The sequence below is a fragment of the Kribbella sp. NBC_00359 genome (genome assembly GCF_036097425.1).
Lineage (GTDB): Bacteria > Actinomycetota > Actinomycetes > Propionibacteriales > Kribbellaceae > Kribbella.
The window spans coordinates 6,107,085-6,127,331 of record NZ_CP107975.1 but is presented as its reverse complement, the minus strand read 5'-3'; the positions used below and the strand labels follow the sequence as shown (position 1 = coordinate 6,127,331).

The window sequence follows — 20,247 nt, the reverse complement described above, 5'->3', positions numbered from 1 at the left end:
ATGGTCCGTTCACAGAGGCCTCCCGGGTGGGTTGCCGGTCTCACGCTCGAGGTCGAGCGCGTGTTGCAGAATCACGACCGCGGCGGCCTGGTCGACCACCGCGCGCCGCTTGGAACCCTTCTTTCCCCGTTCCCGCAGCATGCGTTCGGCAGTGACCGTGGTGAACCGCTCGTCCACCAGCCGCACCGCCGTGTCCGCGTTGCCCGCCTGCACCTTCGCCCGCACCAGCTCCGCCGTCTCCCGGATCTTCACCGCCGCCGGCCCCTCGCCCCCGGACAGGGAGCGGGGCAGCCCGACCACGATCTCGACCGCCTCCAGTTCAGCAGCGAGTGCCGCGATCCTATCCAGATCACCAGGCCCTCTGTGGACAGTCTCCACCGGGGTGGCCAGGATTCCGTGCGGATCGCTGCTCGCAACGCCGATCCTGGCATCGCCGATGTCCAGCGCGAGCCGCACGCCCCGTCTCATCAGCCAGTGACGAGTTGGCCGACGGTGTGTTCCACCGCGGCCAGTGCCTCGTCGGAGCCACCGGGATCGGTGCCACCACCCTGGGCCACGTCGTCCTTGCCGCCGCCGCGACCGCCCAGCTTCTCGGCCGCGACCCGGACCAGGTCGCCGGCCTTCAGCCGCCACTCGCGCGCGGTGTCGTTGAGCGCGACCACCACACCGGGCTTGCCGTCGTTCACGCTGAGTACAGCGACCACGGCCGGCTTGTCGCTCGGCATCCGGCCGCGCACGTCGAGGGCCAGCTTGCGCAGGTCCCCGCCGTTCACCCCGTCGGGGGCGCGGTGACCGACGTACTGGACGCCGAAGACGTCTCGCGGGTTGCTCGCCAGCTCGGCCGCGGCCGCGAGGACCTGCGAGGCCCGCATCCGCTCGAGCTCCTTCTCGGCCGCGCGTAGCCGCTCACTCAGGTCGGCGACCTTCGCGGGCAGCTCCTCCGGCCGGGTCTTCAGGTTCTCGCTGAGCAGCCGGACCAGCGCCCGCTCGCGGCCGAGGTAGTGCAGCGCCTCCAGGCCGACGAACGCCTCGATCCGGCGGACGCCCGCTCCGACCGACGATTCGCCAGTGACGGTCAGTGCGCCGACCTGGGACGAGTGCTTCACGTGCGTGCCACCGCAGAGCTCGCGGGACCACGGGCCACCGATCTCGACCACGCGGACCTGCTCGTCGTACGTCTCGCCGAACAGCGCCAGCGCACCCCAGTCCCGGGCCTCCGGCAGCGTCATGTACTGCGCCGAGACCGGCAGGTCCTTCCGGACGGCGAGGTTCGCGACCTCTTCGATCTCAGAGCGGGTCGCCTGATCCAGCGCCGACGACCAAGCGAAGTCGAGCCGCAGGTAGCCGGGCTTGTTGTACGAACCGCTCTGCAGCGCGTTCGGGCCGAGCACCTGGCGCAGCGCAGCGTGCACGACGTGCGTGCCGGAGTGCGCCTGACAGGCCGAGACCCGCCACTCGTGGTTGACCTCGGCGTGCACGTCCTGGCCCGGCTGCAGGACACCCTCGAGCACCTCGACCTTGTGCACGATCAGGCCCTTGACCGGGCGCTGGACGTCGAGCACCTTCAGCTTGACGCCGTCGGCAACGATCAGGCCCTCGTCGGCGATCTGGCCACCGGACTCGGCGTAGAACGGGGTCTTCTCCAGCACGACCTCGACGGTCTCGCCCTGCTCGGCGGCCGGCGCGACCACGCCTTCCTTCAGCAGGCCACGGACCTGCGAGTCGGTCGCCAGCTCCTGGTAGCCGGTGAACTCGGTGACGCCCTTCTCCCGCAGCTCCCGGTAACCCGAGGTGTCCGCGTGACCGGCCTTCTTCGCCCGGGCGTCGGCCTTGGCCCGCTCGCGCTGCTCCTTCATCAGGGCCTTGAAGCCCTCGGTGTCCACCTGCAGGCCCTGCTCGGCGGCCATCTCGATGGTCAGGTCGATCGGGAAGCCGTACGTGTCGTGCAGCTGGAACGCCTTCGCGCCCTCGAGCTGGTGCGCACCGCCGGACTTGGTCTCGCGGACGGCGACGTCGAAGATGCTCGTCCCGGCCGTCAGAGTCCGGCGGAACGCCTCCTCCTCGGCGTACGCGACCTGGCTGATCCGGCCGAAGTCGGGCTCCAGCTCGGGGTACGACTTCTTCATCTGCTCCAGGCTGACCGGCAGCAGCTCGACCAGGCTCGGGTCCTCGTAGCCGAGCAGGCGCATCGAGCGGATCGCGCGGCGGAGCAGCCGCCGCAGCACGTAGCCGCCCTGCTCGTTGCCCGGGGTGACGCCGTCGCCGATCAGCATCAGTGCGCTGCGGACGTGGTCGGCGACCACCCGGAACCGCACGTCGTCCACGTGCTCCACGCCGTACTTGCGGCCGCTCAGGTCCGACGCGCGCTCGATCACCGGGTAGATCTCGTCGATCTCGTACATGTTGTCGACGCCCTGCAGCAGGTACGCGACGCGCTCGAGGCCGAGACCGGTGTCGATGTTCTTCTTCGGCAGCTCGCCGAGGATCTCGTAGCCGTCCTTGCCGCCACCCTCACCGCGGATGTTCTGCATGAAGACCAGGTTCCAGAACTCCAGGTAGCGGTCGCCCGCCTCCCAGTCCCGGTCGGCGCCGAACTCCGGGCCGCGGTCGATCAGGATCTCCGAGCACGGGCCGCACGGGCCGGGGATGCCCATCGACCAGAAGTTGTCCTTCATGCCGAGCCGGACGATCCGGTCGTCGGGCAGGCCGGCGATCCGCTTCCACAGGTCGATCGCCTCGTCGTCGTCGTAGTACACCGACGCGTAGAGGACCGACTCGTCGAAGCCGTAGCCGCCGTCGTTCTGGGACCGGGTGACCAGGTCCCAGGCGTACTCGATCGCCTTCTCCTTGAAGTAGTCGCCGAAGGAGAAGTTGCCGTTCATCTGGAAGAACGTGCCGTGCCGGGTGGTCTTGCCGACCTCGTCGATGTCGAGGGTCCGGACACACTTCTGCACGCTCGTCGCCCGCGCGTACGGCGGCGTCTGCTGGCCGACGAAGTAGGGCACGAACTGGGCCATGCCGGCGACGTTGAACAGCAGGTTCGGGTCCGGTGACGGGAGCGGTGCGCTCGGCACCACGGTGTGGCCCCGGTCCTCGAAGTACTGCAGGAACCGCCGCCTGATCTCACTGGTTTCCATGGGTGTTACCGGTAGTCCTCACGCGTGTCCGGGTGGGTTGTGGGTGGGGCCGAAGGCATGGCGCCGTTGGTGTCGATGCCGAGGGAGTCGCGCAGTTCGGTCTCCCGCTCCTCCATGCCCTCGCGGACCTGGTCGCCGAAGTGCCGGACCGCGGCGGCGAGCTTGGCCGCGGACTCCTGCATGCTCTCCGGGGTGAGCACCTGAACACGCTTCTTCAGCCGGGTGACGGCGTAGACGCCGACGGCGATCCCGATGATCAGCCAGATAATCCGCTTCACCGCTTCCGCGCCTTCCGCTCGGCCTTCATCTCTTCCTTCACCCGTCGGCTGACGTCCTTGCGCTGCTGGTCACCGAGCGCGCGACGGACGCCGTAGCTGAAGGCGGCCGCCTTCACCAGCGGGCCGCCGGCGGTGGCCGAGAACAGCGACATCAGCGCGGCCGCGTTGGTGGTCACCGTGGTCGCGTTGTCGGTGATGGTGTCCACCTTGGCCAGCTGAGCGTTCGTGGTGGTCACGGTGGTGGTCACCTCGCCGAGCAACGGGATGGTCTCGTCGGAGACGCCCTTCACCAGGATGCGGGTCTCGTCGAAGACCTTGCCCAGCTTCAGGATCGGATAGGCCAGCAAGCCCACCAGAATGAGCAGCGCGCAGGCGGCTATCAACCCCGCGACTTCACCGACGCTCATGGAAACGATCCACCTTCCGTTGCGACCTCGTGGACCGCCCGACCTTATCGCGCGCCACTACCGCACTCCGCTCCAGGACACCATCCCTCACATCACAGTCGCTCACCAAACCCGGTCAACCGGTCGGTGACGGCTCCGTGGCACTGGGTTCGGTCGGAGTGGGGTCCGGCGTACTGGGTGTCGCCGGGGTGGTCGCGCTGGGTGTCGATGGGTTGGGTGTGGTCGCGCTCGGCGCAGTTGGGCTGGGCGTCGTCGAGCTCGGTGTCGTCGGACTGGGTGTCGTTGAGCTCGGCGCCGTCGGGCTGGGCGTCGTCGGGGCCGGTTTCGCGGGGGCCGGAGTCGTCGAGGTGGGTTTCGACGGGGTGGTTTTCGCCCGAATGGTCGGCGGGACGGGAGTGCTGGACCGGGTCGGCCCCGAGAGCGGGCCCGACCACGGTGGGGCCGGCGCGCTGGGGGTCGGCGTCGGCCGGGTCGACGGGAACCAGGTGGTGGTGACCGGAAGCAACGGCTTCCCCACCGGGAGAGTCGGCCGCTTGCCCGACCGCGTCGCACCCGAGGTCCGCTCGACCTGCGGGCTGAACAAGGTCGTGCTCGGAGGTGCTTGGGTAGTTGCCGAGTCGTGTGACCCGAACGGAACGAAGAACAATATGGCGGCCAGTGCGACCACGACCGCGGCGAGTGCGCCCAACTTCAGGGCCGGTAGCCGCCGGCGGCTGTGTCGCGGACCGGAACTGCGGATATGTCGTCCGAGGTGGAACTGCAACACGTGCTAACCCTTCACCCCCAGGCCGAGAGGCAGCCTACCTACTCGAACGCTTCAATCGAAGCTCACCGCGAGTGCCTGAACGGTCCCATCCGGTGCCCAGGCCAGCTCCATCGTCCCGGTGCCACCACCCGACCACTGGAACCGGGCGAGGTGATCGCCGTCCTCGAGCAGCGTCATGGTCTCGGCCGGCGGATTCTCCCGGTACGCCGCCGCGATCGCCGTACGGCCGTGGAAGGGACCGGCCGGGACGCCGACGAAGGACATGGAGGAGTCCTCGGCGAAGCGATCCGCGAAGGTCTCCCAGTCGCCGGTGGTGACCGCGTGGTTGAAGGCGTCGACGTGGTCGCTGGTCCGGCTCACTCGCGGTCCCTGAGGATCTTGCGGATGTTGGCGACGCGGTCGGCGTACGCCGCTTCGCCGCCGCGACGGGTGGGCTTGTAGTAGTCGGTGCGGTCGACGACGTCCGGTGCGTACTGCTGCGGGACGATGCCGCGCGGGTCGTCGTGGGAGTACTGGTACGACGAGCCGTGGCCGATCTTCTTGGCTCCGGCGTAGTGGGCGTCGCGCAGGTGGGGTGGGACCGGGCCGACCTTGCCGGCCTTGACGTCCGCGATGGCGGCGTCGACGGCCATGATCACGGCGTTGGACTTCGGCGCCAGGGCCAGCGCGACGACGGCCTGGGCGAGGTTGATCCGCGCCTCGGGCATGCCGATCAGCTGGACCGCCTCGGCCGCGGCCACCGCGACACCGAGCGCGGTCGGATCCCCCATGCCGATGTCCTCGCTGGCGGAGATCACCAGCCGGCGGGCGATGAAGCGCGGATCCTCGCCGGCCTCGATCATCCGCGCCAGGTAGTGCATGGCCGCGTCCACATCCGAACCCCGGATCGACTTGATCATCGCCGACGTGACGTCGTAGTGCTGATCCCCGGCTCGGTCATACCGCACCGCGGCCCGGTCGACCGCGGTCTCCAACGTCTTCAGGTCGATGACCTTGGCGCCTTTCGCCCGCGCTCCCCCGGCGGCGGCCTCCAGATAGGTCAGCGCGCGCCGCGCGTCTCCCCCGGCCATCCGCAGCAGATGCGCCCGCGAGTCCTCGGCGAGCTCGAACTCTCCGTCCAGTCCACGCTCGTCGGTCAGCGCCCGGTCGAGGAGCGTCGAGATGTCCTCGTCGGTCAGGGATTCCAGCGTGAGCAGCAGACTCCGCGAGAGCAGCGGCGAGATGACCGAGAAGAACGGGTTCTCGGTGGTCGCCGCGACGAGCGTCACCCAGCGGTTCTCCACGCCGGGAAGGAGCGCGTCCTGCTGGGCCTTCGTGAACCGATGCACCTCGTCGATGAACAACACGGTCTCGACCGTGCCGGTCCCGCGGGACAGATCCCGGCGGGCGCCGTCGATGACCTGACGGACGTCCTTCACCCCGGCCGTGACAGCCGACAACTCAACGAACTTCCGGTTGGTCTGATGCGACACCACCGCCGCGATCGTCGTCTTCCCCGTCCCCGGCGGACCCCACAGCAGGAGCGACATCGGCTGGTCACCCTCCACCAGCCGCCGCAACGGCGACCCGGGTGCGAGCAGGTGCTGCTGCCCGACGAGCTCGTCAAGGCTCCGCGGCCGCATCCGCACGGCCAGCGGAGCCGCCGTATGGTCCACGTCCGCCAGGCTCCCGCCGCCCCTGGCCGGCGCCGGCGCTCCCGGAAGGTCGAACAACCCATCACTCACGTCCCGAGCCTATCCGCCGGCACCGACAGCGCCCGCATCTATGAGCCCGGCGCTACAGCTGCGCGCCTGCTCGCCGTGCCGCCGCCCGCGGGGCGAAGACCAGGTGCCAGGTGCCGCTGCGGCGGAGCAGCACCTGGGTGGGGATCTGCAGCGCGATGATCGTGACCACCGTGATCACCGGCTCCATCGCAGGTACGACGGGAATCGGCAGCGTGTACGCGACGACGACCCGGATCACGGCGTCCAGGACGGACGTGATCCCCCAGAGCACTGTGATCCTCCGCCACGCCTGCCGGAACCGCGGATCCTCGTCCCACAGGCGGTCCATCACGGCCGCCCGCCACGAAAAGATCGCGCGGGTGAACGTGTAGCAGAGCGGTTGCGGATGCCTGAGGGACCACAGCGTGATCCCGGCGAACGGGAGGCTGATCCAGGCGTTGCGGACGAGCAGGAGCCGGGCGTCCCCGCCCAGCACCGCCACCACCGCGCTCCCCAGCATGGTGACGATCACCGCCACCCCGAGGAGATCGGTACGGCGGCGACGCGCGATCGAGATCCCCGAACTGATTAAACCGGGCACCGTGCCGGCCAGTAGAGCGGTCACGTTGCTCGCGCCGGCGGCTCGGAGGCCGTAGTACAGCGCGAGCGGTGTGGCTATGTCGAAGACGAGAAACCGGACGCGGTCGCGGGTGCGGGACATGACCCGAGACTCGCCCGCCGGGCCGGTGCCTGGCATCGGGCGGACGGCTGCGGCCGATCAGACCAAAGTCGAAGGTCTACGCCTTCTGGTCCGGCTTCTCTTCGTCCTCGTCGGCGTCACGCAGCTCCTCGGGCAGCTCGTCCGCGTCGTCGTCCGCGTCACGCAGCTCCTCGGGGAGCTCGTCCTCGTCGTCCGCGTCGCGGAGCTCTTCGGGGAGGTCGTCCTGGTCGAACTCCTCGGGGAGGATCTCCTCTGACTCCGCCACCGACTCGGGTTTGATCGCGTTGCGGAGGCGACCCAGGATCCGGTCCGCCTCGGTGCCGAACGGGTTGTCGTTGACCAGATAGGTCCAGGTCGCGGTCGGCCGCGGGATACCGCTGGCATCCTCGTCCAGCCCGTCCGCGGTGATCTCGGCGTCCTGGAAGGTCTCGACGGCGTCCGCCCATGCGTCCGCGATCAGCGTGTCGAACGACGCGATCGCCGACTTGTTGAACTCGTCGATCGGCTTCAGATGCACGATGCCGCCGGCCAGCGACCGCAGGTGAATCCCCTCGCGGAGATCCGCCAGGTACGCCAGGTGGTCCGTCCAGCGCCGGTCGAGGTGACCCAGCACGATCCGCCGGGCCGCGTCCTTCACAACGTCCTCGCCGACCTCGTCGACCAGTTCGTCGTACCGTTCCTTGGCCCGCTCGGCCAGTTCCTCGGCCGCGAGGTCGTCGACCAGCACCTTCTCCCGGGTGTCGAGCAGGATCGCTCGCTGCTGACCGGTCAGCCGGTGGTACTGCCACGTCGTCCGGTGCAGCTCGGCGTTCGCGCCGTCGGCGACCCGCTGGGCACCCTCGAGCATCCCGACCGACTTCCGGTCCGTCAGCCGCCCACTCTCGTCCGGATGCGGCCGCAGACCGGACGAGACGGAGTACCGCGTCACGAGCTCGTCGGCGAGGCTGGCGAAGAACAGCGTCCCACCCGGGTCGCCCTGCCGCCCGGCGCGCCCACGCAGCTGGTCGTCCAGCCGGCGCGAGGCGTGCAGACCGGTCCCGATCACGTAGAGGCCGCCGAGCTCGATGGCCTTGTCCTTGTCGTGCGACTCGTCCTTGCCGCCCAGCCGGATGTCGGTACCGCGGCCGGCCATCTGCGTCGACACGGTCACCGTCCCCGGCACACCGGCCTCGGCGATGATCGCCGCCTCCTCGGCGTCGTTCTTCGCGTTCAGTACGACGTGCGTGACCTCGGCCGCCTCGAGCCGGTCGCTCAGCTGCTCGGACTCCTCCACGCTGTGCGTGCCGATCAGGATCGGCCGTCCGGTCTCGTGCACCTCGGCGATGTGCTCGACCAGGGCCACGTTCTTCTGCTCGGCGGTCAGGTACAGCCGGTCCGGGTCGTCCTTGCGGATGTTCGGCTTGTTCGGCGGTACGACGGCCACGTCGACCTCGTAGAACTCCTGCAGCGACTCCCCGACGACCACCGCCGTACCGGTCATGCCGCACAGGGTCTTGTAGCTCTTGACCAGCGCCTGCACGGTGATGCTGTCCAGCACCTCACCGGAGTCGCTGACCGGAACGGCCTCTTTCGCCTCGACGGCGGCCTGCAGACCATCGGGCCAGCGCTGCAGCTTGGCGATCCGGCCGCGGTTGTTGTTGATCAGGCTGACCTTGCCGTCGCGGACCAGGTAGTCGACGTCCTTGCGCAGCAGCACCTCGGCGTGCAGCGCGACGTTGATCTGGGTCAGCCGGTCGAGGTTGTCGTCCTCGTAGAGGTTGATCCCGCCGAGCGTCTCCTCGACCCTGTCCGTGCCCTTGTCGGTCAGCGCGACCGTCCGGCCGTCGCCGTCGATCTCGTAGTCCACGCCCGCGCGCAGCGTCCGGACCAGCTGGACCACGTCCTCGTCCAGTTCCTCGGTCCGGGTGGCACCGGCCAGCACCAGCGGCACGCGAGCCTCGTCGATCAGCACCGAGTCGGCCTCGTCCACGAGCGCGACGTCCGGCTCGACCGTGACGCGGTCGGCGACATCGGTGACGAGCCGGTCGCGCAGTACGTCGAACCCGATCTCGCTCACCGGCGCGTAGCAGACATCCGCCTCGTACGCCGTACGCCGTTCCTCCGGCGTGGACGCCTGACCGATGTGCGACACCGTCACGCCGAGCAGCTCGTACACCGGGCCCATCCACTCGGCGTCGCGGCGGGCCAGGTAATCGTTCACCGCGAGCACCTGGACCTTGCGGCCACCGACCGCGTACCCGGCGGCGGCGAACGCGCCGGCCAGCGTCTTGCCCTCACCGGTGGCCATCTCGACCACGCGGCCCTGCAGCATCGCCAGCGCGCCGACGACCTGGCCGTCGAACGCCCGCTCGCCGATCGCCCGCTGGGCCGCCTCCCGCGCCAGCGCGAGGAACTCGATCTGCTCGTCCTCGTGCAGCCCGCCGGTGGTGCGCAGCTCCGCGACCGCCTCGGTGAGCTCCTCGTCGGTCAGGGGCTGGACCGATTCCTCCGCCTCGCCGACCAGCTGGGTGAGCCGCTCGTACGGGCCGAGATCGATCGAGCCGGGGCGCTGCAGCAGCCGGCGGAAGCGAGACGCGATTTTCAGGGCCATGATCCGGAAACGTACAGCGTCGGACCGTCGTTCCGCGCGTCAGGTCACGGTGTCCACTCGTACGGCGTGGTGATCGTGACACCGTACAGACCCAGCTTCTGCAGGATGGGGCGGGAGTCCTCGGACGCGTCCACCCGAAGGAACTGGTATCCACGCTCCTTCGCCAGCCGGGCCCGGTGCACCAACAGCGCGCTGTACAACCCCTGTCGCCGCCACTCCGGCAACGTCCCGCCACCCCACAGGCTGGCGAACCCGGTCCCGGGGTGGAACCGGACCCACGCGGCCGACACCGCCGGCCCGTCCGGCCCCTTCAGCACGTCTTCGACCAGGAACACGGACAACCGGTCGGGGAACATCCGCGCCTCGGCCGCCAGCCGCTCCACGATCCGATCCACCCCGTTGTGCCACAACGTGTCGGTGAGTACGCCGATCCGGTGGAAGTCCTCCGGTCCCTCGACCTCCCGCAGCCGCACCTTCGACGGCAGCGCCGACGGCCGCTCCAGAATCCGGTCGACCTCGCCGAGAATCAGCGTCTCCGGCTCCTCCCGGCTGAATCCGGCCCGGACCAGGCGCTCGCCGAGGTCGGCCGGCTCGTCGTACGCGTACGTCTTCCACTCGAACGGCAGGCCACGGTCACGGAAGAACGCCACCTGGTCCGCGATCACCGCGTCCGGGTCGTCGCCCAGACCACGCGGCGTCTCGACGAACCCGGCTCCGTCAGGACCGTCGTCGTACGAGCGATGCACCAGGCCGTCGTGCTCCTGCTTCCAGCCGGGGATGGCGTCGGCGTCCGGCAGCCGGATCCGGCGGTGGAACACCTCGAGCAACTCGTCAGGCGTCATCCGCACATCGTGCCCGATCGACTACCAGAAATCACCAGGCTCGAAAGTAAACCAGTTGGCAACTGGTGTCGTCCAAGTAATTGTCCATACAAGGGGGAACACCATCATGAACATCCACCACATCACACCCAAGACGATCCTCGCCGCACTCGCGGTGATGGCCGTCCCGGCCGCCGCGTTCGCCGCGCCGGCCCTCACCGGATCATCCACCGCACCGCGTACCGCCTCGACCGCCACGGTCGCCGCCGCCTCCTGCCCGAGCGGCTGGGGATCGTTGCCCGAGGCAAACAGCCGGATGACGCCGGCGCCGGTCACGAACGTCCGCACCGGACGGCATGCGTGCTTCGACAGGATCGTCGTCGACGTGCGCGGCCGAGCAGCCGGTTACGACGTCCGCTACGTCAAGAACGTCTACACCGACGGCGCAGGCTTCCTCGTCCCGCTCCGCGGTGGCGCGAAGCTGCAGATCGTCGTACGCGCCCCGGCGTACGACGACAACGGAAAGGCGACGTACCTGCCGAAGAACGATCGTGAGCTGACCAACGTGGCCGGCTACACGACGCTCCGCCAGCTTGCCTCCGCCGGCAGCTTCGAGGGGCAGACCACGATCGGCGTCGGCGTCCGCGCCCGACTCCCGTTCCGCGTCTACACGCTCGCGGGGCCGGGATCGAACACCCGCCTCGTGATCGACGTCGCGCACCACTGGTAAGCCCTCACCCCGCGGTCGCCCGGTTCCCCCACCGGGCGACCGCTTTCGTCTGCTACAGCACGCGGTTCAGCAGGTCGTAGAAGGTGTTGGCGAGAACCACTTCGTAGGGATCGGTGAGCAGTGGCCCGAGTTCGGCCATGTCGGACGCGCTCCATGACCACGCACCGATCAGACCCGACACGAACAGCGGGCTCGCACCGTCCCAGTTCGCGATCCGCTGGTCCAGCGCGGCCTTGAACTCGGCTGCTCTACCGGGTGCACCCCAACCACCGGTGATCGGCACACCACCGTGGCGAACCGTCAGTGGGTCGCCGTCCCAGGTCTGCATGATCCCCTTGGTCGGTGTGTACGTCGCGTAGCCGCCGGCGATCTCCTCGGAGAGCTCGACCCATGTGCTGTCCTGGCGACCGCTGTACGCGTAGACCACGTCGAGACCGGTGCGCCGCATGAACGAGCCGGTCATCTTCAGGTACTCCGTCAACTCGGCGGACTGCCACGACGCGGGGTACGTGTAGCCACCACCGGACGGACCGCAGACCAGGAGATCGTTGGAGGTCGCGGTCCGCTGGTAGTAGCTGTACAGCCCGGGACCCGCCTCGGCGAGCAGCGGGCTGATCGTCCAGTTCGTCGGCACCTGACCGCGCTTCGGGTCGTCCCAGATCTCGCGCAGCCGGCGCTGGCAGTACTGGATGTTGTCGCCCTCGCCGAAGGTCAGGGTCAGGTAGACCTTGTTCTCGGGCTTGCTGATCCGCCGGACCGGCCGGACCTTGTCCGATATCGGCGCGGTGTACCCGGCGTGCACGGTGCCGTTCATGTAGAAGTCGGCCGCGACGACCGGCGAACCGCCCTTCGAGGCGAGGTCGACGCCGTCCCATTCACCGGAGACATCGTTCGCGAACCAGCCCATGTACGGCGCCAGGGTCGGCCACTTGGCGAAGTGCTCGATCAGCAGGTCGCCCGTCGCACCTCCCGGCGGCAGCCAGCTCACCAGGGCCTTGGTGGCCACCACGTAGTCGCGGAAGTACGGGAACGGTTCGATCCGCGTGGGCGAGGTGTCGGTGGCCGACACCAGGTACTGGTTCCACATCTCCACGGTCACGACCAGGGACGTCGTACCCGCGGGTGGGTTGAAGGCGTAGATCCAGTAGTTGCCGCCGTCGGCGAAGCGGTTTGCCTCGCCGCCGATCGACGAGTGTGAGCCGTCGAACAGGTACGGCGCCTCTTCCGGTGTGTTCGGCTCGAACCGGGCGATCTCGGTGCCGTTGGCCTTCACCGACACGTGGATCACCGACGCTCCCCAGCCGTCATCGGTGAACGAGTCCGCGAACCGGACGTACACGGTCTCCTTACCCAGCTTGCTGGAGACGTCCAGGTTGTAGGTGCCGCGGTTCGACGAGTCCCGGATCTGCCGGGTCTCGCGGGCGATCTCCTGCCAGACCACACCCTCCACGTCGACCACCCGGGTCGGCGGCAGGCCGGCCAGCCACTTGTGCGTGACCTTCGGGAACAGGTTGTCCAGCTGCCACCGGTACGTCTTGACCCGGTCGTCGTCGAACATCCCGCGCAGGTCCTTCACGATCCGCAGACCGTGCGCCTTGGCCTGGTCGGCGTCGGCGACCACCGCGTTCTCGAGACCGGCCAGCGTGGTCGCCACGTTGATCGAGTCCGGGACCGCCGGGTCGTGCACGATCGCGCCACGAACCCGGTTGCGATACTTCGCGACCAGGTCGAGCGGGTTCGCGTACAGCTTCTTCGGCAGGTGCATGTCGGACAGCCACCTGGCGTCCGGAACGCTCTCGGTGCCTGTGTCGTAGATGAAGTACAGCTCTGGCTCGGTCCGGTTGACGATGCCTTGCAACGTTGTCAGCAGTGTCTGGTCTCCACCGCTGAGTTTGCTCACATCGCCGTAGTCCAGGTGCTTCGGGCGGCTGAAGGCCGGCAGCAGCCGGGCGGGACTGCCGGACGTCGATGAAACCGCAGCCTGTGCGTCGCTTGCGAGCCCCGGGACCAACCCGAGTCCACCCGCGGTCACCGCACCGCTGCCCGCCAGGAACGCTCGTCTCGAAACCATCGTGACCACTCCCCTGTCGCTGACATCGATGTCAAATCTGGGCGGGACAGTAGCAACCCCACGACGGTGTGTACATAGCTCGTCACCCAAACCTGGAATCGTTTCCGAGGCAAGGTGTGCTCAAGCGCGCAACAGCGTCGAGGTGACGTGGTGGTAGGCGTCGTGGGTCGGCTTGTCTCCGGTGGACAGGAACCAGGAAGCCGCCTGGGTGGCCAGGGCGAATAGCCAGGCTCTGGTCCGGTCTCGGTCCAGCCCGAGCCGGTCCGCCATCGCATCAGCTCGCAGTGCGGTGGCGGCATCACTCATTTCGTTCATCAGGAACCGCGCGACATCGAACGACGGGTCGCCGGCCATCGAGGCCGGGTTCGGCCGCCTCACGAAACGGTCCAGGGTCGACAACGTCGCTGAACTGGTCGGCACGTGCATGCATCAGCTGCGCTCGTTCGGCAGCGTTGTCGGCCAGGGACTCCGTCGAACCGGGGACTTCGGCCGCCCAGAGCTGCGGCAAGACGTCGACCGCGATGTCATCGGCCTCAGCTGGAGACAGGTCGGCGGCATCCGTGCCAGGCAAGCACAACTCCATCAACGTTGCCCGGATCGCCGCGTCGTGCGCGAACACCTTCACGGCGCCTCGACCTGCCCATGCCTGCAGTGCGGTGAGGTGATCATGACGGACCGGCATCGGCACGGTGATCTGGAGCACTGCCGGATCACCCGTACTTCGCTTGACCGGCGCGGTCCAGCTTGAATCCCCTCCCGGTTCGAAGGCGGGAAGCACCGTGAGCTCCCATCGACTGACGCAGCTCGCTATCAAGTCAGGCAACTCCTGCAGCCAAGCTGCGCCGGCCGAGTGATGGGCGCGGATCCTGTCAGCCAGCGACAGCGGGATCAGGTTGGCTGACGTCGCGCCAGTCATGTCGGCTTCCTTCCTCCCCCACCTGTGCACACCAGGCGGCGGCACCGCAGACTACGAGCCGGCAAGCGACTGGTGCCAGGCAATATGTGTTCGGTCCAACTGACTGGAGAGTGCGATGACCTTCTCGATCGTGGCGTTTGATCCGGACTCCGGCTCCTGGGGTATCGCGGTCGCGTCGAAGTTCCTGGCCGTCGGCGCCGTGGTGCCTTGGGGACGGGCCGGCGCCGGCGCTGTCGCCACCCAGGCCGCGGCGAACCTCTCGTACGGGCCAAGCGGCCTCGATCTGCTGGCCGACGGCCTCCCGGCTGATCAGGTGGTGGCGAAACTGACGAACGCCGACGACGAGCGCGAGCACCGGCAGGTTGGCATCGTCGACGCCCAGGGGCAGGGCGCTACCTTCACGGGCGGATCAAGCCTGGACTGGGCGGGAGGCCAGGCCGGTGACGGGTATGCGATCCAGGGCAACATCTTGGCCGGTCCGCCCGTGGTGGCTGCCATGGCGGACGCCTGGAAGGCCTCTGTCGGTGAGGCGTTCGAGCGACGGCTGCTGTCGGCGCTAGCAGCCGGTGACCACGCCGGTGGAGACCGCCGCGGCCGCCAGAGTGCGGCGCTACGCGTGTGGCGCGAAGGGGCAGCGTACGGCGGCGTGCTCGACACCGCCATCGACCTACGCGCCGACGATCACCCAGCACCCATTGACGAACTCGGCCGCCTGCTAGATGTACTCGGTCATGAGGTTGGTGGCGGTGGTTTGGGGTTGACGTGAGGAGAACCTCCGGTTGGGGTGTGGCTTGTCTAGGGCCCACTGCAGCAACCGGAGGTTCTCGTGTCCCACGGTAGTGCGCGGCTGACTGTTCATGGTCGGCGGTTGATTGTTGAGCGGTATCGGGCTGGCTGGAGGCAGGCGCATATCGCGGCGGCGATGGGGGTGTCGCGTAAGTGTGTGAAGACTTGGATCGAGCGGTTCGCTGCCGAGGGTGAGGCGGGGTTGCGGGGCCGGTCGTCGCGGCCGCACACGTCGCCGCGGCGGACCGGTGCCGGGGTGGAGCAGCAGGTGGTGGAGTTGCGTCGTACGGCGCGGCGTGGGCAGGACTGGATCGGGCCGGAGCTCGGTGTGGCGCCACGGACGGTGGCGCGGATCCTGCGCCGCCACCGGGTGGCGTACTTGCGCGAGTGTGACCCGATGACCGGGGAGGTCATTCGGGCGTCCAAGACCACCGCGGTGAGGTACGAGCGGGACCGTCCGGGCGAGCTGGTGCACATGGACGTGAAGAAGCTGGGCCGGATCCACGACGGTGGTGGCTGGAAGGCCAAGGGCCGAGAGCACGGACAGACCGCGCAACAGAAGCGGGCCAAGATCGGCTACGACTACATCCACTCACTGGTCGACGACCACTCCCGGTTCGCCTACTCCGAAGTGTTACCCGACGAGAAAGGCGCCACCTGCGCGGCGTTCCTGCTCCGCGCCGCGCAGGCGTTCACCCAGGCCGGCATCGCGGTGATCGAGCGCGTCATCACCGACAACCACATGAGCTACAAACGCTCCAACGACATGCGCGACGCCGTCACCGTCCTCGGCGCCAAACACCTGTTCATCAAACCCCACTGCCCTTGGCAAAACGGCAAGGTCGAGCGCTACAACCGCACCCTCGCCACCGAGTGGGCCTACCGCCGGCCCTACCTCACCAACACCGCCCGAACAGCAGCCCTTGCACCCTGGCTCGACCACTACAACAATCAACGCCGCCACAGCGCACTCGGAGGCCAACCACCCATCACCCGGCTGCCACCAACCTCATGACCGAGTACAGCTAGACCTCCACGACCTGTACTTCGGCAAGCCCGACCCAGCCGCCCTGCTGCCACTGGAAGGAGACCTGGCCACCGAGGTAGCCACCAGACTGGAATCCCTCGGCTATCCCACCGCCACCAGCCTCACCGAGGCGCTAGACACCTGGGCCGGCACCGAGAACTTCGAAGAACGCCTGGTCCCCGGCAAGCTGGACCCAGTGATCCTGACCCAACTCCGCCACCAGACCCGAGCCTGAGTCCGAAGCGCCCGGCGGTAGCCGGCGCGGATGCACCGGCAATGAGTCGGGGGGTGGGAGCGGAGCGGGCGCGACGGTGGAGTGCCTGCGTAGCACGTGTGGGCTGGACTCCAGTACGCCTTACCAGGTTCGGTGCAGGATTTCGGTGGCCTCGGCGAGGCTGATTCCGGCGCGGCGGGCGGCTCGGGCGAAGGCGGTGGCGGCGGCACGGGTGTCCTCGTCGTCGACCTGGCTGCGGGACGCGAGTACGAAGGTGCCGTTCCGCCCGCGTGTCTCGACGAGCCGGTCGGCCTCGAGTTCTTTGTAGGCGCGTGCGACCGTGTTCACCGCGAGTCCCAGATCCAGCGACAGCTGACGGACCGTCGGCAGCCGAGTCCCCCGGGCCAGCTCGCCGGCGCGGATCAGCGCCTCGATCTGTGTACGCACCTGTTCGTACGGCGGCGTCACGCTGACCGGGTCGACTGAGATGTCCATCAGGTCAGCATGGCATCAGCCGAAGTCGTCCGTGGTGTAGGGCTTCTGCTCGACCAGGACGAGCCAGTTGCCCGAGTTGTCCCGCAGCACCGCCTCCACGCCGTACGGGCGATCGGCCGGCTCCTGGATGTACTCGACCCCCTTGGCGACCAGGTCGGCGAACGTCTTGTGGCAGTCGTCCGTGGCGAGGCCGACACCGTGCATCGAGCCTTTCGCCATGATCCGCTGGATCCAGCCGGCCGACTCCTCGTCGAGAGGCGGTCCGGGCAGCATCAGCGCCAGTTCCAGCTCGGGATGATCGGCCTGGTGCACCGTGCACCAGCGGAAGTCCTCGCTGAGGGTGATGTCCTCCCCCAGCACCAACCCGAGCTTGTCGGTGTAGAACGCCTTCGCCTCGTCGATGTCGTTCACATAGACGGTTACCAGGCTGACGTTGGTGATCACGGCTCCTCCTCTTGGTCGTCGTCAGTACGACGGTAGGCGGCAGCCGCCCCTGGTTGCTTCTCCGGAATTGCGGAGTTCAGCCCGAGCATGAACACGAAGCACCCGGGGATCCGCGCCCCGGTCTGCGTCCGCTGGTACTCGCTCGGCGTCATCCCGACGAGCTCGGTGAACCGCTGCGAGAACGACCCGAGGCTGCTGTACCCGACCAGCCCGCACACCTCGGTCACGGTGAGGTTCGTCGCCCGCAGCAGATCGGTCGCGCGTTCGATCCGCCGCCGGGTCACGTACTGCATCGGCGTCTCGCCGTACTCGGCCGCGAAGCACCGCAGGAAGTGGTACTTCGACACCCCGGCAGCCGCCGCCAGCCCGGCCAGGTCGAGCGGCTCCGCATAGTTGCGGTCAGCAACATCCCGCGCACGCCGCAGATGCCCCAGCAGCCCCACCGGTACGACGATCGCCACCCTCCGAGCCTAGGCCCAGAGCGGACTTTCGGCGGGTACCGAAAGCTTGGAGCTGCCCGACGGCCTGCTCGAAGGTGGTGGGATGAGAGTCGGACAAGGTGGAACCGGGCCGGGACCGCACACGCCGGACGGCAGTGCGATCGAACTCTACGAGGTCACGCCGGTGCACGGTGAGGACCAGTTGATCAACGCCGCGATCGATCCGGGCAGCAGCATTCTCGAGCTGGGTTGCGGTACCGGCCGGATCACCCGGCCGCTCCTCGCCCTCGGGCATCAGGTGGTCGCGGTCGACGAGTCGCCGGACATGATCGCGCGCGTCACCGAGACCGAGACGATCTGCTCGACGATCGGCGACCTCCGGCTCGACCGCCGCTTCGATGTGGTGCTAATGATGTCGTACCTGATCAACGTCGCCGACGACGCGGAACGCCGGCGCCTGCTGCAGACCTGCGCCCACCACGTCCGCCCCGGCGGCGCCGTCCTCCTCCAGCAGCAGATCCCCGGCATGCTGCGCGGTCCCGCCGTGATGGAGAACGACCGCCGCCGCCTGGTGGTCTCCGACGTCGAGGAACTCCCCGGCAATCGCCAGGCCGCGACCCTGACCCACACCATCGGCGACCGCTCCTGGTCGCAACGGATCCTCACCCAGAACCTCACCGACCAACAGCTGGCTACCCAACTGACCGAGGCCGGCCTGACCCTGACGGACTACCTCACCCCCGACAAAACCTGGGTACGAGCGCAACCGACCTGATTTCAGGTGTTCAGCCAGTCGCGCACGTGCCGGCGGAGGAAGTCGAGGTCGGCGGGAATGTCGCGAGGTGAGCCCGCGCGATGCCCCCAGACACTGGGGATCTCCACCAGTTCCGCCTTACCCAGCGAGGCGAGCTCCAGCTCGTTGTCCGCGGTGCGGAAGTAGAGGTCGGTGGCCGACGGCATCAGCAGCACGCGGGCGGTGATCGCCCCGAGCGCAGCGTCCAGGTCGCCGTCGTACGACGTACTGATGTCGGCCTCCAGCCAGGTGAGCGCCTGCGCGTACTGATCGGCGGCACCGCCCTCGGCGAAGCGATCCACCCAGTCGGTCTGCAGGTACGAGTCAAGATCCGGCGCTCCCAGGGCGGACTCGAACAACCGCGCCCGGTAGAAGTCCTGGCTCAGCCCCCACCCGGCGTACACGTGCGCGAAAGCGCGCTTGGCGGCGACCGGCTCAGCCGTGAACCGCCCCTTACCGTCGTACTCGGGGGCGGCTTCGAGGATCCGCAGCAAGCCGGACAGGAAGACCCGGTTGTGCGGCGAGGTCCGCGCGCTCCCACAGACGAGGATCGCGCGCTCGACGAAGTCGGGATAGAGAGCCGCCCAGTGGTACGCCTGACCGGCGCCCATCGAGAACCCGTACGCCGCGGCGAGTCGATCGATCCCGAACAGCTCGGTCAGCAGCCGATGCTGCGCGTGCACGTTGTCGGCCATCGTGACGAGCGACGGGAACTCCCGGTCCGTCGACGCGCTCGAGGAGAGCCCGTTGCTGAACATGTCCGGGATGACGATGAACCACCGCTCGGGGTCGAGCACACCGTCGGGCCCGATCAGCCACTCCTGCGTCTCGTGCGTCGCGCCGTAACTGCAGGGGTAGACGATCACGTTGTCGCGCGCCGGGGACAGCGTGCCGTGGGTCTGCCAGGAGAGCTTGGCGTTGCGGATGACGCCGCCGTTCTCGACCTCGAGGTCCCCGAGCTCGAAGCTGCCGGAACGCACCGGGGTCATGCCAGCACGCCGGCCGGGAGCAGGGCGTGGACTCCCCAGGTCTGGTTCGCGACCTGAGTGATGCGTAGATCGACGGCGGTACTGGCAAGCGCCAGGGCGGTGCTCTTGCCGACGTCGAGGATCGCCTGCATCCAGCGCACCATCGCGTCCAGCGCGTCGCCGGTCGCGACATTGAGGTCGGCGTCGAACCCGAAGGTGATCCGGCCGGCCGGGGTCTCCGCGTGGATCGACCCGATCGGACGCGGCTCCCGGACCAGGTCCACGGTCAGCGTCGTGGTCATCGGGCACTCGATCGCCGTACCGCCCACCTCGCCGTCGCCTTGCGCGGCGTGCCCGTCGCCGAGGCTGAGCATCGCGTCCGCGACTGCGACCGGCAGGTAGAGCGTCGACCCCGCGACCAGCGACTTGCAGTCGATGTTGCCGCCACCGACGGTTCGGGGCGGGATCGTGGAGTGCTCGCCGCGGCCCTCGGGGGCCACGCCGATGACGCCGAGGAACGGTGCGAGGTCACGGGTGAAGCCGCCATTGCAGCGACCGGTTCCACCGTCAGGGTCGAGATCCCAGAGCAGCCACGACGGCTGACCGGTGACGCCCAGCCGCTCGGTGACCAGCGATTGCAGGGCGCCGGCGACGGTCCAGCCCCAAGGGTCGGGAGTGAGCGAGACCAGGTGGATCGCGAGCACGTCGCCGGGCTGTGCGCCGTGGACCGCGATCGGCCCGGTCAGGCAATGGCCGCGCGCTTCGTCGAACATCTTCGGCTGCTGCTCACCGGGAGTGGTCTGCGGTGACAGGTAGCCCGAAGCATCCAGTGAGTGGACGGTCAGCGTGTCGCCGGGTTCGATCGTCAGCACCGGCGGCAGCTCAGCGCTGAACACGTCGACGGTGGTCTGTGGGGTTGCGTCGAGCTTGTGATCCATCG

23 protein-coding genes are annotated in these 20,247 nt (G+C 68.6%); 6 read left to right on the top strand and 17 right to left on the bottom strand.

The window, feature by feature from the left end; genetic code table 11:
* Nucleotides 1-9: 9 nt before the first annotated feature.
* From ruvX to OG876_RS29970, 4 genes are read right to left on the bottom strand one after another with little or no spacing between them, the layout of a single operon-like run.
* Entirely contained in the window at nt 10-468 is a 459-nt protein-coding gene (gene ruvX / locus OG876_RS29985) for a Holliday junction resolvase RuvX (RefSeq protein ID WP_328520005.1), read from the bottom strand.
* On the bottom strand, nt 468-3,137 hold the full coding sequence (gene alaS / locus OG876_RS29980; protein WP_328520004.1) for an alanine--tRNA ligase: 2,670 nt from the start codon (nt 3,135-3,137) through the stop codon (nt 468-470). Before alaS ends, ruvX begins: the two co-directional genes overlap by 1 nt.
* 5 nt (nt 3,138-3,142) lie before the next feature.
* Complete coding sequence (locus tag OG876_RS29975; RefSeq protein WP_328520003.1) at nt 3,143-3,415, bottom strand: DUF6167 family protein; 273 nt, start codon at nt 3,413-3,415, stop codon at nt 3,143-3,145.
* Complete coding sequence (locus OG876_RS29970; protein WP_328520002.1) at nt 3,412-3,822, bottom strand: DUF948 domain-containing protein; 411 nt, start codon at nt 3,820-3,822, stop codon at nt 3,412-3,414. Before OG876_RS29970 ends, OG876_RS29975 begins: the two co-directional genes overlap by 4 nt.
* Nucleotides 3,823-3,959: 137 nt before the next feature.
* Here OG876_RS29970 and OG876_RS29965 point away from each other — a divergent pair, with 137 nt between their 5' ends.
* Entirely contained in the window at nt 3,960-4,595 is a 636-nt protein-coding gene (locus tag OG876_RS29965; RefSeq protein WP_328520001.1) for a hypothetical protein, read from the top strand.
* Between the two features lie 44 nt (nt 4,596-4,639).
* Here the strand turns inward: OG876_RS29965 and OG876_RS29960 are convergent, their stop codons facing one another.
* The 5 genes from OG876_RS29960 to OG876_RS29940 form a co-directional block, all read right to left on the bottom strand.
* Nucleotides 4,640-4,948, bottom strand: coding sequence for a nuclear transport factor 2 family protein (locus tag OG876_RS29960; protein ID WP_328520000.1), 309 nt, complete (start codon nt 4,946-4,948; stop codon nt 4,640-4,642).
* Nucleotides 4,945-6,312, bottom strand: a complete 1,368-nt coding sequence (locus tag OG876_RS29955; protein WP_328519999.1) for a replication-associated recombination protein A — start codon at nt 6,310-6,312, stop codon at nt 4,945-4,947. Before OG876_RS29955 ends, OG876_RS29960 begins: the two co-directional genes overlap by 4 nt.
* A gap of 52 nt (nt 6,313-6,364) precedes the next feature.
* Nucleotides 6,365-7,012, bottom strand: coding sequence for a VC0807 family protein (locus tag OG876_RS29950; RefSeq protein WP_328519998.1), 648 nt, complete (start codon nt 7,010-7,012; stop codon nt 6,365-6,367).
* Nucleotides 7,013-7,088: 76 nt separating this feature from the next.
* On the bottom strand, nt 7,089-9,602 hold the full coding sequence (secA2, locus tag OG876_RS29945) for an accessory Sec system translocase SecA2 (protein ID WP_328519997.1): 2,514 nt from the start codon (nt 9,600-9,602) through the stop codon (nt 7,089-7,091).
* Nucleotides 9,603-9,646: 44 nt separating this feature from the next.
* Nucleotides 9,647-10,444 carry a GNAT family N-acetyltransferase gene (locus OG876_RS29940; RefSeq protein WP_328519996.1) on the bottom strand — a complete coding sequence of 266 codons (798 nt, stop codon included), beginning with the start codon at nt 10,442-10,444 and terminating at the stop codon, nt 9,647-9,649.
* Nucleotides 10,445-10,550: 106 nt separating this feature from the next.
* Between OG876_RS29940 and OG876_RS29935 the strand changes: the two genes are divergently transcribed.
* Nucleotides 10,551-11,153 carry an AMIN-like domain-containing (lipo)protein gene (locus OG876_RS29935; protein ID WP_328519995.1) on the top strand — a complete coding sequence of 201 codons (603 nt, stop codon included), beginning with the start codon at nt 10,551-10,553 and terminating at the stop codon, nt 11,151-11,153.
* A 52-nt stretch (nt 11,154-11,205) separates the two neighbouring features.
* Here OG876_RS29935 and OG876_RS29930 read toward each other — a convergent pair whose 3' ends face one another.
* The 3 genes from OG876_RS29930 to OG876_RS29920 form a co-directional block, all read right to left on the bottom strand.
* Entirely contained in the window at nt 11,206-13,224 is a 2,019-nt protein-coding gene (locus OG876_RS29930; protein WP_328519994.1) for a GxGYxYP domain-containing protein, read from the bottom strand.
* 120 nt (nt 13,225-13,344) lie between these two features.
* Nucleotides 13,345-13,530: a hypothetical protein gene (locus OG876_RS29925; protein WP_328519993.1), complete on the bottom strand. Its 186-nt coding sequence runs from the start codon at nt 13,528-13,530 to the stop codon at nt 13,345-13,347.
* Nucleotides 13,523-14,140, bottom strand: coding sequence for an aminoglycoside phosphotransferase family protein (locus OG876_RS29920; protein WP_328519992.1), 618 nt, complete (start codon nt 14,138-14,140; stop codon nt 13,523-13,525). Before OG876_RS29920 ends, OG876_RS29925 begins: the two co-directional genes overlap by 8 nt.
* Before the next feature lie 115 nt (nt 14,141-14,255).
* On the opposite strand from OG876_RS29920, the gene OG876_RS29915 reads away from it, so the two are divergent.
* From OG876_RS29915 to OG876_RS29905, 3 genes are read left to right on the top strand one after another with little or no spacing between them, the layout of a single operon-like run.
* The gene (locus OG876_RS29915) at nt 14,256-14,906 is read left to right on the top strand and encodes a DUF1028 domain-containing protein (protein ID WP_328519991.1); all 651 of its coding nucleotides are present in this window, start codon (nt 14,256-14,258) and stop codon (nt 14,904-14,906) included.
* 60 nt (nt 14,907-14,966) lie between these two features.
* Nucleotides 14,967-15,941: an IS481 family transposase gene (locus tag OG876_RS29910; protein ID WP_328519990.1), complete on the top strand. Its 975-nt coding sequence runs from the start codon at nt 14,967-14,969 to the stop codon at nt 15,939-15,941.
* Nucleotides 15,850-16,188 carry a putative peptidoglycan binding domain-containing protein gene (locus OG876_RS29905; RefSeq protein ID WP_328519989.1) on the top strand — a complete coding sequence of 113 codons (339 nt, stop codon included), beginning with the start codon at nt 15,850-15,852 and terminating at the stop codon, nt 16,186-16,188. The genes OG876_RS29910 and OG876_RS29905 overlap by 92 nt, the downstream gene beginning before the upstream one ends.
* Nucleotides 16,189-16,308: 120 nt before the next feature.
* Here the strand turns inward: OG876_RS29905 and OG876_RS29900 are convergent, their stop codons facing one another.
* From OG876_RS29900 to OG876_RS29890, 3 genes are read right to left on the bottom strand one after another with little or no spacing between them, the layout of a single operon-like run.
* Nucleotides 16,309-16,662: a GntR family transcriptional regulator gene (locus tag OG876_RS29900; RefSeq protein ID WP_328519988.1), complete on the bottom strand. Its 354-nt coding sequence runs from the start codon at nt 16,660-16,662 to the stop codon at nt 16,309-16,311.
* Nucleotides 16,663-16,677: 15 nt separating this feature from the next.
* Entirely contained in the window at nt 16,678-17,106 is a 429-nt protein-coding gene (locus tag OG876_RS29895; RefSeq protein ID WP_328519987.1) for a VOC family protein, read from the bottom strand.
* Nucleotides 17,103-17,567 carry a helix-turn-helix transcriptional regulator gene (locus OG876_RS29890; RefSeq protein ID WP_328519986.1) on the bottom strand — a complete coding sequence of 155 codons (465 nt, stop codon included), beginning with the start codon at nt 17,565-17,567 and terminating at the stop codon, nt 17,103-17,105. The genes OG876_RS29895 and OG876_RS29890 overlap by 4 nt, the downstream gene beginning before the upstream one ends.
* Nucleotides 17,568-17,649: 82 nt before the next feature.
* Here OG876_RS29890 and OG876_RS29885 point away from each other — a divergent pair, with 82 nt between their 5' ends.
* The gene (locus tag OG876_RS29885; RefSeq protein WP_328519985.1) at nt 17,650-18,321 is read left to right on the top strand and encodes a class I SAM-dependent methyltransferase; all 672 of its coding nucleotides are present in this window, start codon (nt 17,650-17,652) and stop codon (nt 18,319-18,321) included.
* Between the two features lie 2 nt (nt 18,322-18,323).
* Here the strand turns inward: OG876_RS29885 and OG876_RS29880 are convergent, their stop codons facing one another.
* Both OG876_RS29880 and OG876_RS29875 read right to left on the bottom strand, forming a co-directional pair.
* Nucleotides 18,324-19,328, bottom strand: coding sequence for an alpha/beta fold hydrolase (locus tag OG876_RS29880; RefSeq protein WP_328519984.1), 1,005 nt, complete (start codon nt 19,326-19,328; stop codon nt 18,324-18,326).
* Complete coding sequence (locus OG876_RS29875; RefSeq protein ID WP_328519983.1) at nt 19,325-20,245, bottom strand: acetamidase/formamidase family protein; 921 nt, start codon at nt 20,243-20,245, stop codon at nt 19,325-19,327. Before OG876_RS29875 ends, OG876_RS29880 begins: the two co-directional genes overlap by 4 nt.
* Nucleotides 20,246-20,247 lie beyond the last annotated feature (2 nt).

What these genes read in the sequence shown, in the direction of transcription:
- OG876_RS29930 (WP_328519994.1), bottom strand. Translation starts at nt 13,224, where the DNA reads ATGGTTTCGAGACGAGCGTTCCTGGCGGGCAGCGGTGCGGTGACCGCG.
- OG876_RS29885 (WP_328519985.1), top strand. Translation starts at nt 17,650, where the DNA reads ATGAGAGTCGGACAAGGTGGAACCGGGCCGGGACCGCACACGCCGGAC.
- OG876_RS29950 (WP_328519998.1), bottom strand. Translation starts at nt 7,012, where the DNA reads ATGTCCCGCACCCGCGACCGCGTCCGGTTTCTCGTCTTCGACATAGCC.
- OG876_RS29880 (WP_328519984.1), bottom strand. Translation starts at nt 19,328, where the DNA reads ATGACCCCGGTGCGTTCCGGCAGCTTCGAGCTCGGGGACCTCGAGGTC.
- OG876_RS29920 (WP_328519992.1), bottom strand. Translation starts at nt 14,140, where the DNA reads ATGACTGGCGCGACGTCAGCCAACCTGATCCCGCTGTCGCTGGCTGAC.
- OG876_RS29915 (WP_328519991.1), top strand. Translation starts at nt 14,256, where the DNA reads ATGACCTTCTCGATCGTGGCGTTTGATCCGGACTCCGGCTCCTGGGGT.
- alaS (WP_328520004.1), bottom strand. Translation starts at nt 3,137, where the DNA reads ATGGAAACCAGTGAGATCAGGCGGCGGTTCCTGCAGTACTTCGAGGAC.
- OG876_RS29900 (WP_328519988.1), bottom strand. Translation starts at nt 16,662, where the DNA reads ATGGACATCTCAGTCGACCCGGTCAGCGTGACGCCGCCGTACGAACAG.
- OG876_RS29925 (WP_328519993.1), bottom strand. Translation starts at nt 13,530, where the DNA reads ATGAGTGATGCCGCCACCGCACTGCGAGCTGATGCGATGGCGGACCGG.
- OG876_RS29875 (WP_328519983.1), bottom strand. Translation starts at nt 20,245, where the DNA reads ATGGATCACAAGCTCGACGCAACCCCACAGACCACCGTCGACGTGTTC.
- ruvX (WP_328520005.1), bottom strand. Translation starts at nt 468, where the DNA reads ATGAGACGGGGCGTGCGGCTCGCGCTGGACATCGGCGATGCCAGGATC.
- OG876_RS29940 (WP_328519996.1), bottom strand. Translation starts at nt 10,444, where the DNA reads ATGACGCCTGACGAGTTGCTCGAGGTGTTCCACCGCCGGATCCGGCTG.
- OG876_RS29970 (WP_328520002.1), bottom strand. Translation starts at nt 3,822, where the DNA reads ATGAGCGTCGGTGAAGTCGCGGGGTTGATAGCCGCCTGCGCGCTGCTC.
- secA2 (WP_328519997.1), bottom strand. Translation starts at nt 9,602, where the DNA reads ATGGCCCTGAAAATCGCGTCTCGCTTCCGCCGGCTGCTGCAGCGCCCC.
- OG876_RS29935 (WP_328519995.1), top strand. Translation starts at nt 10,551, where the DNA reads ATGAACATCCACCACATCACACCCAAGACGATCCTCGCCGCACTCGCG.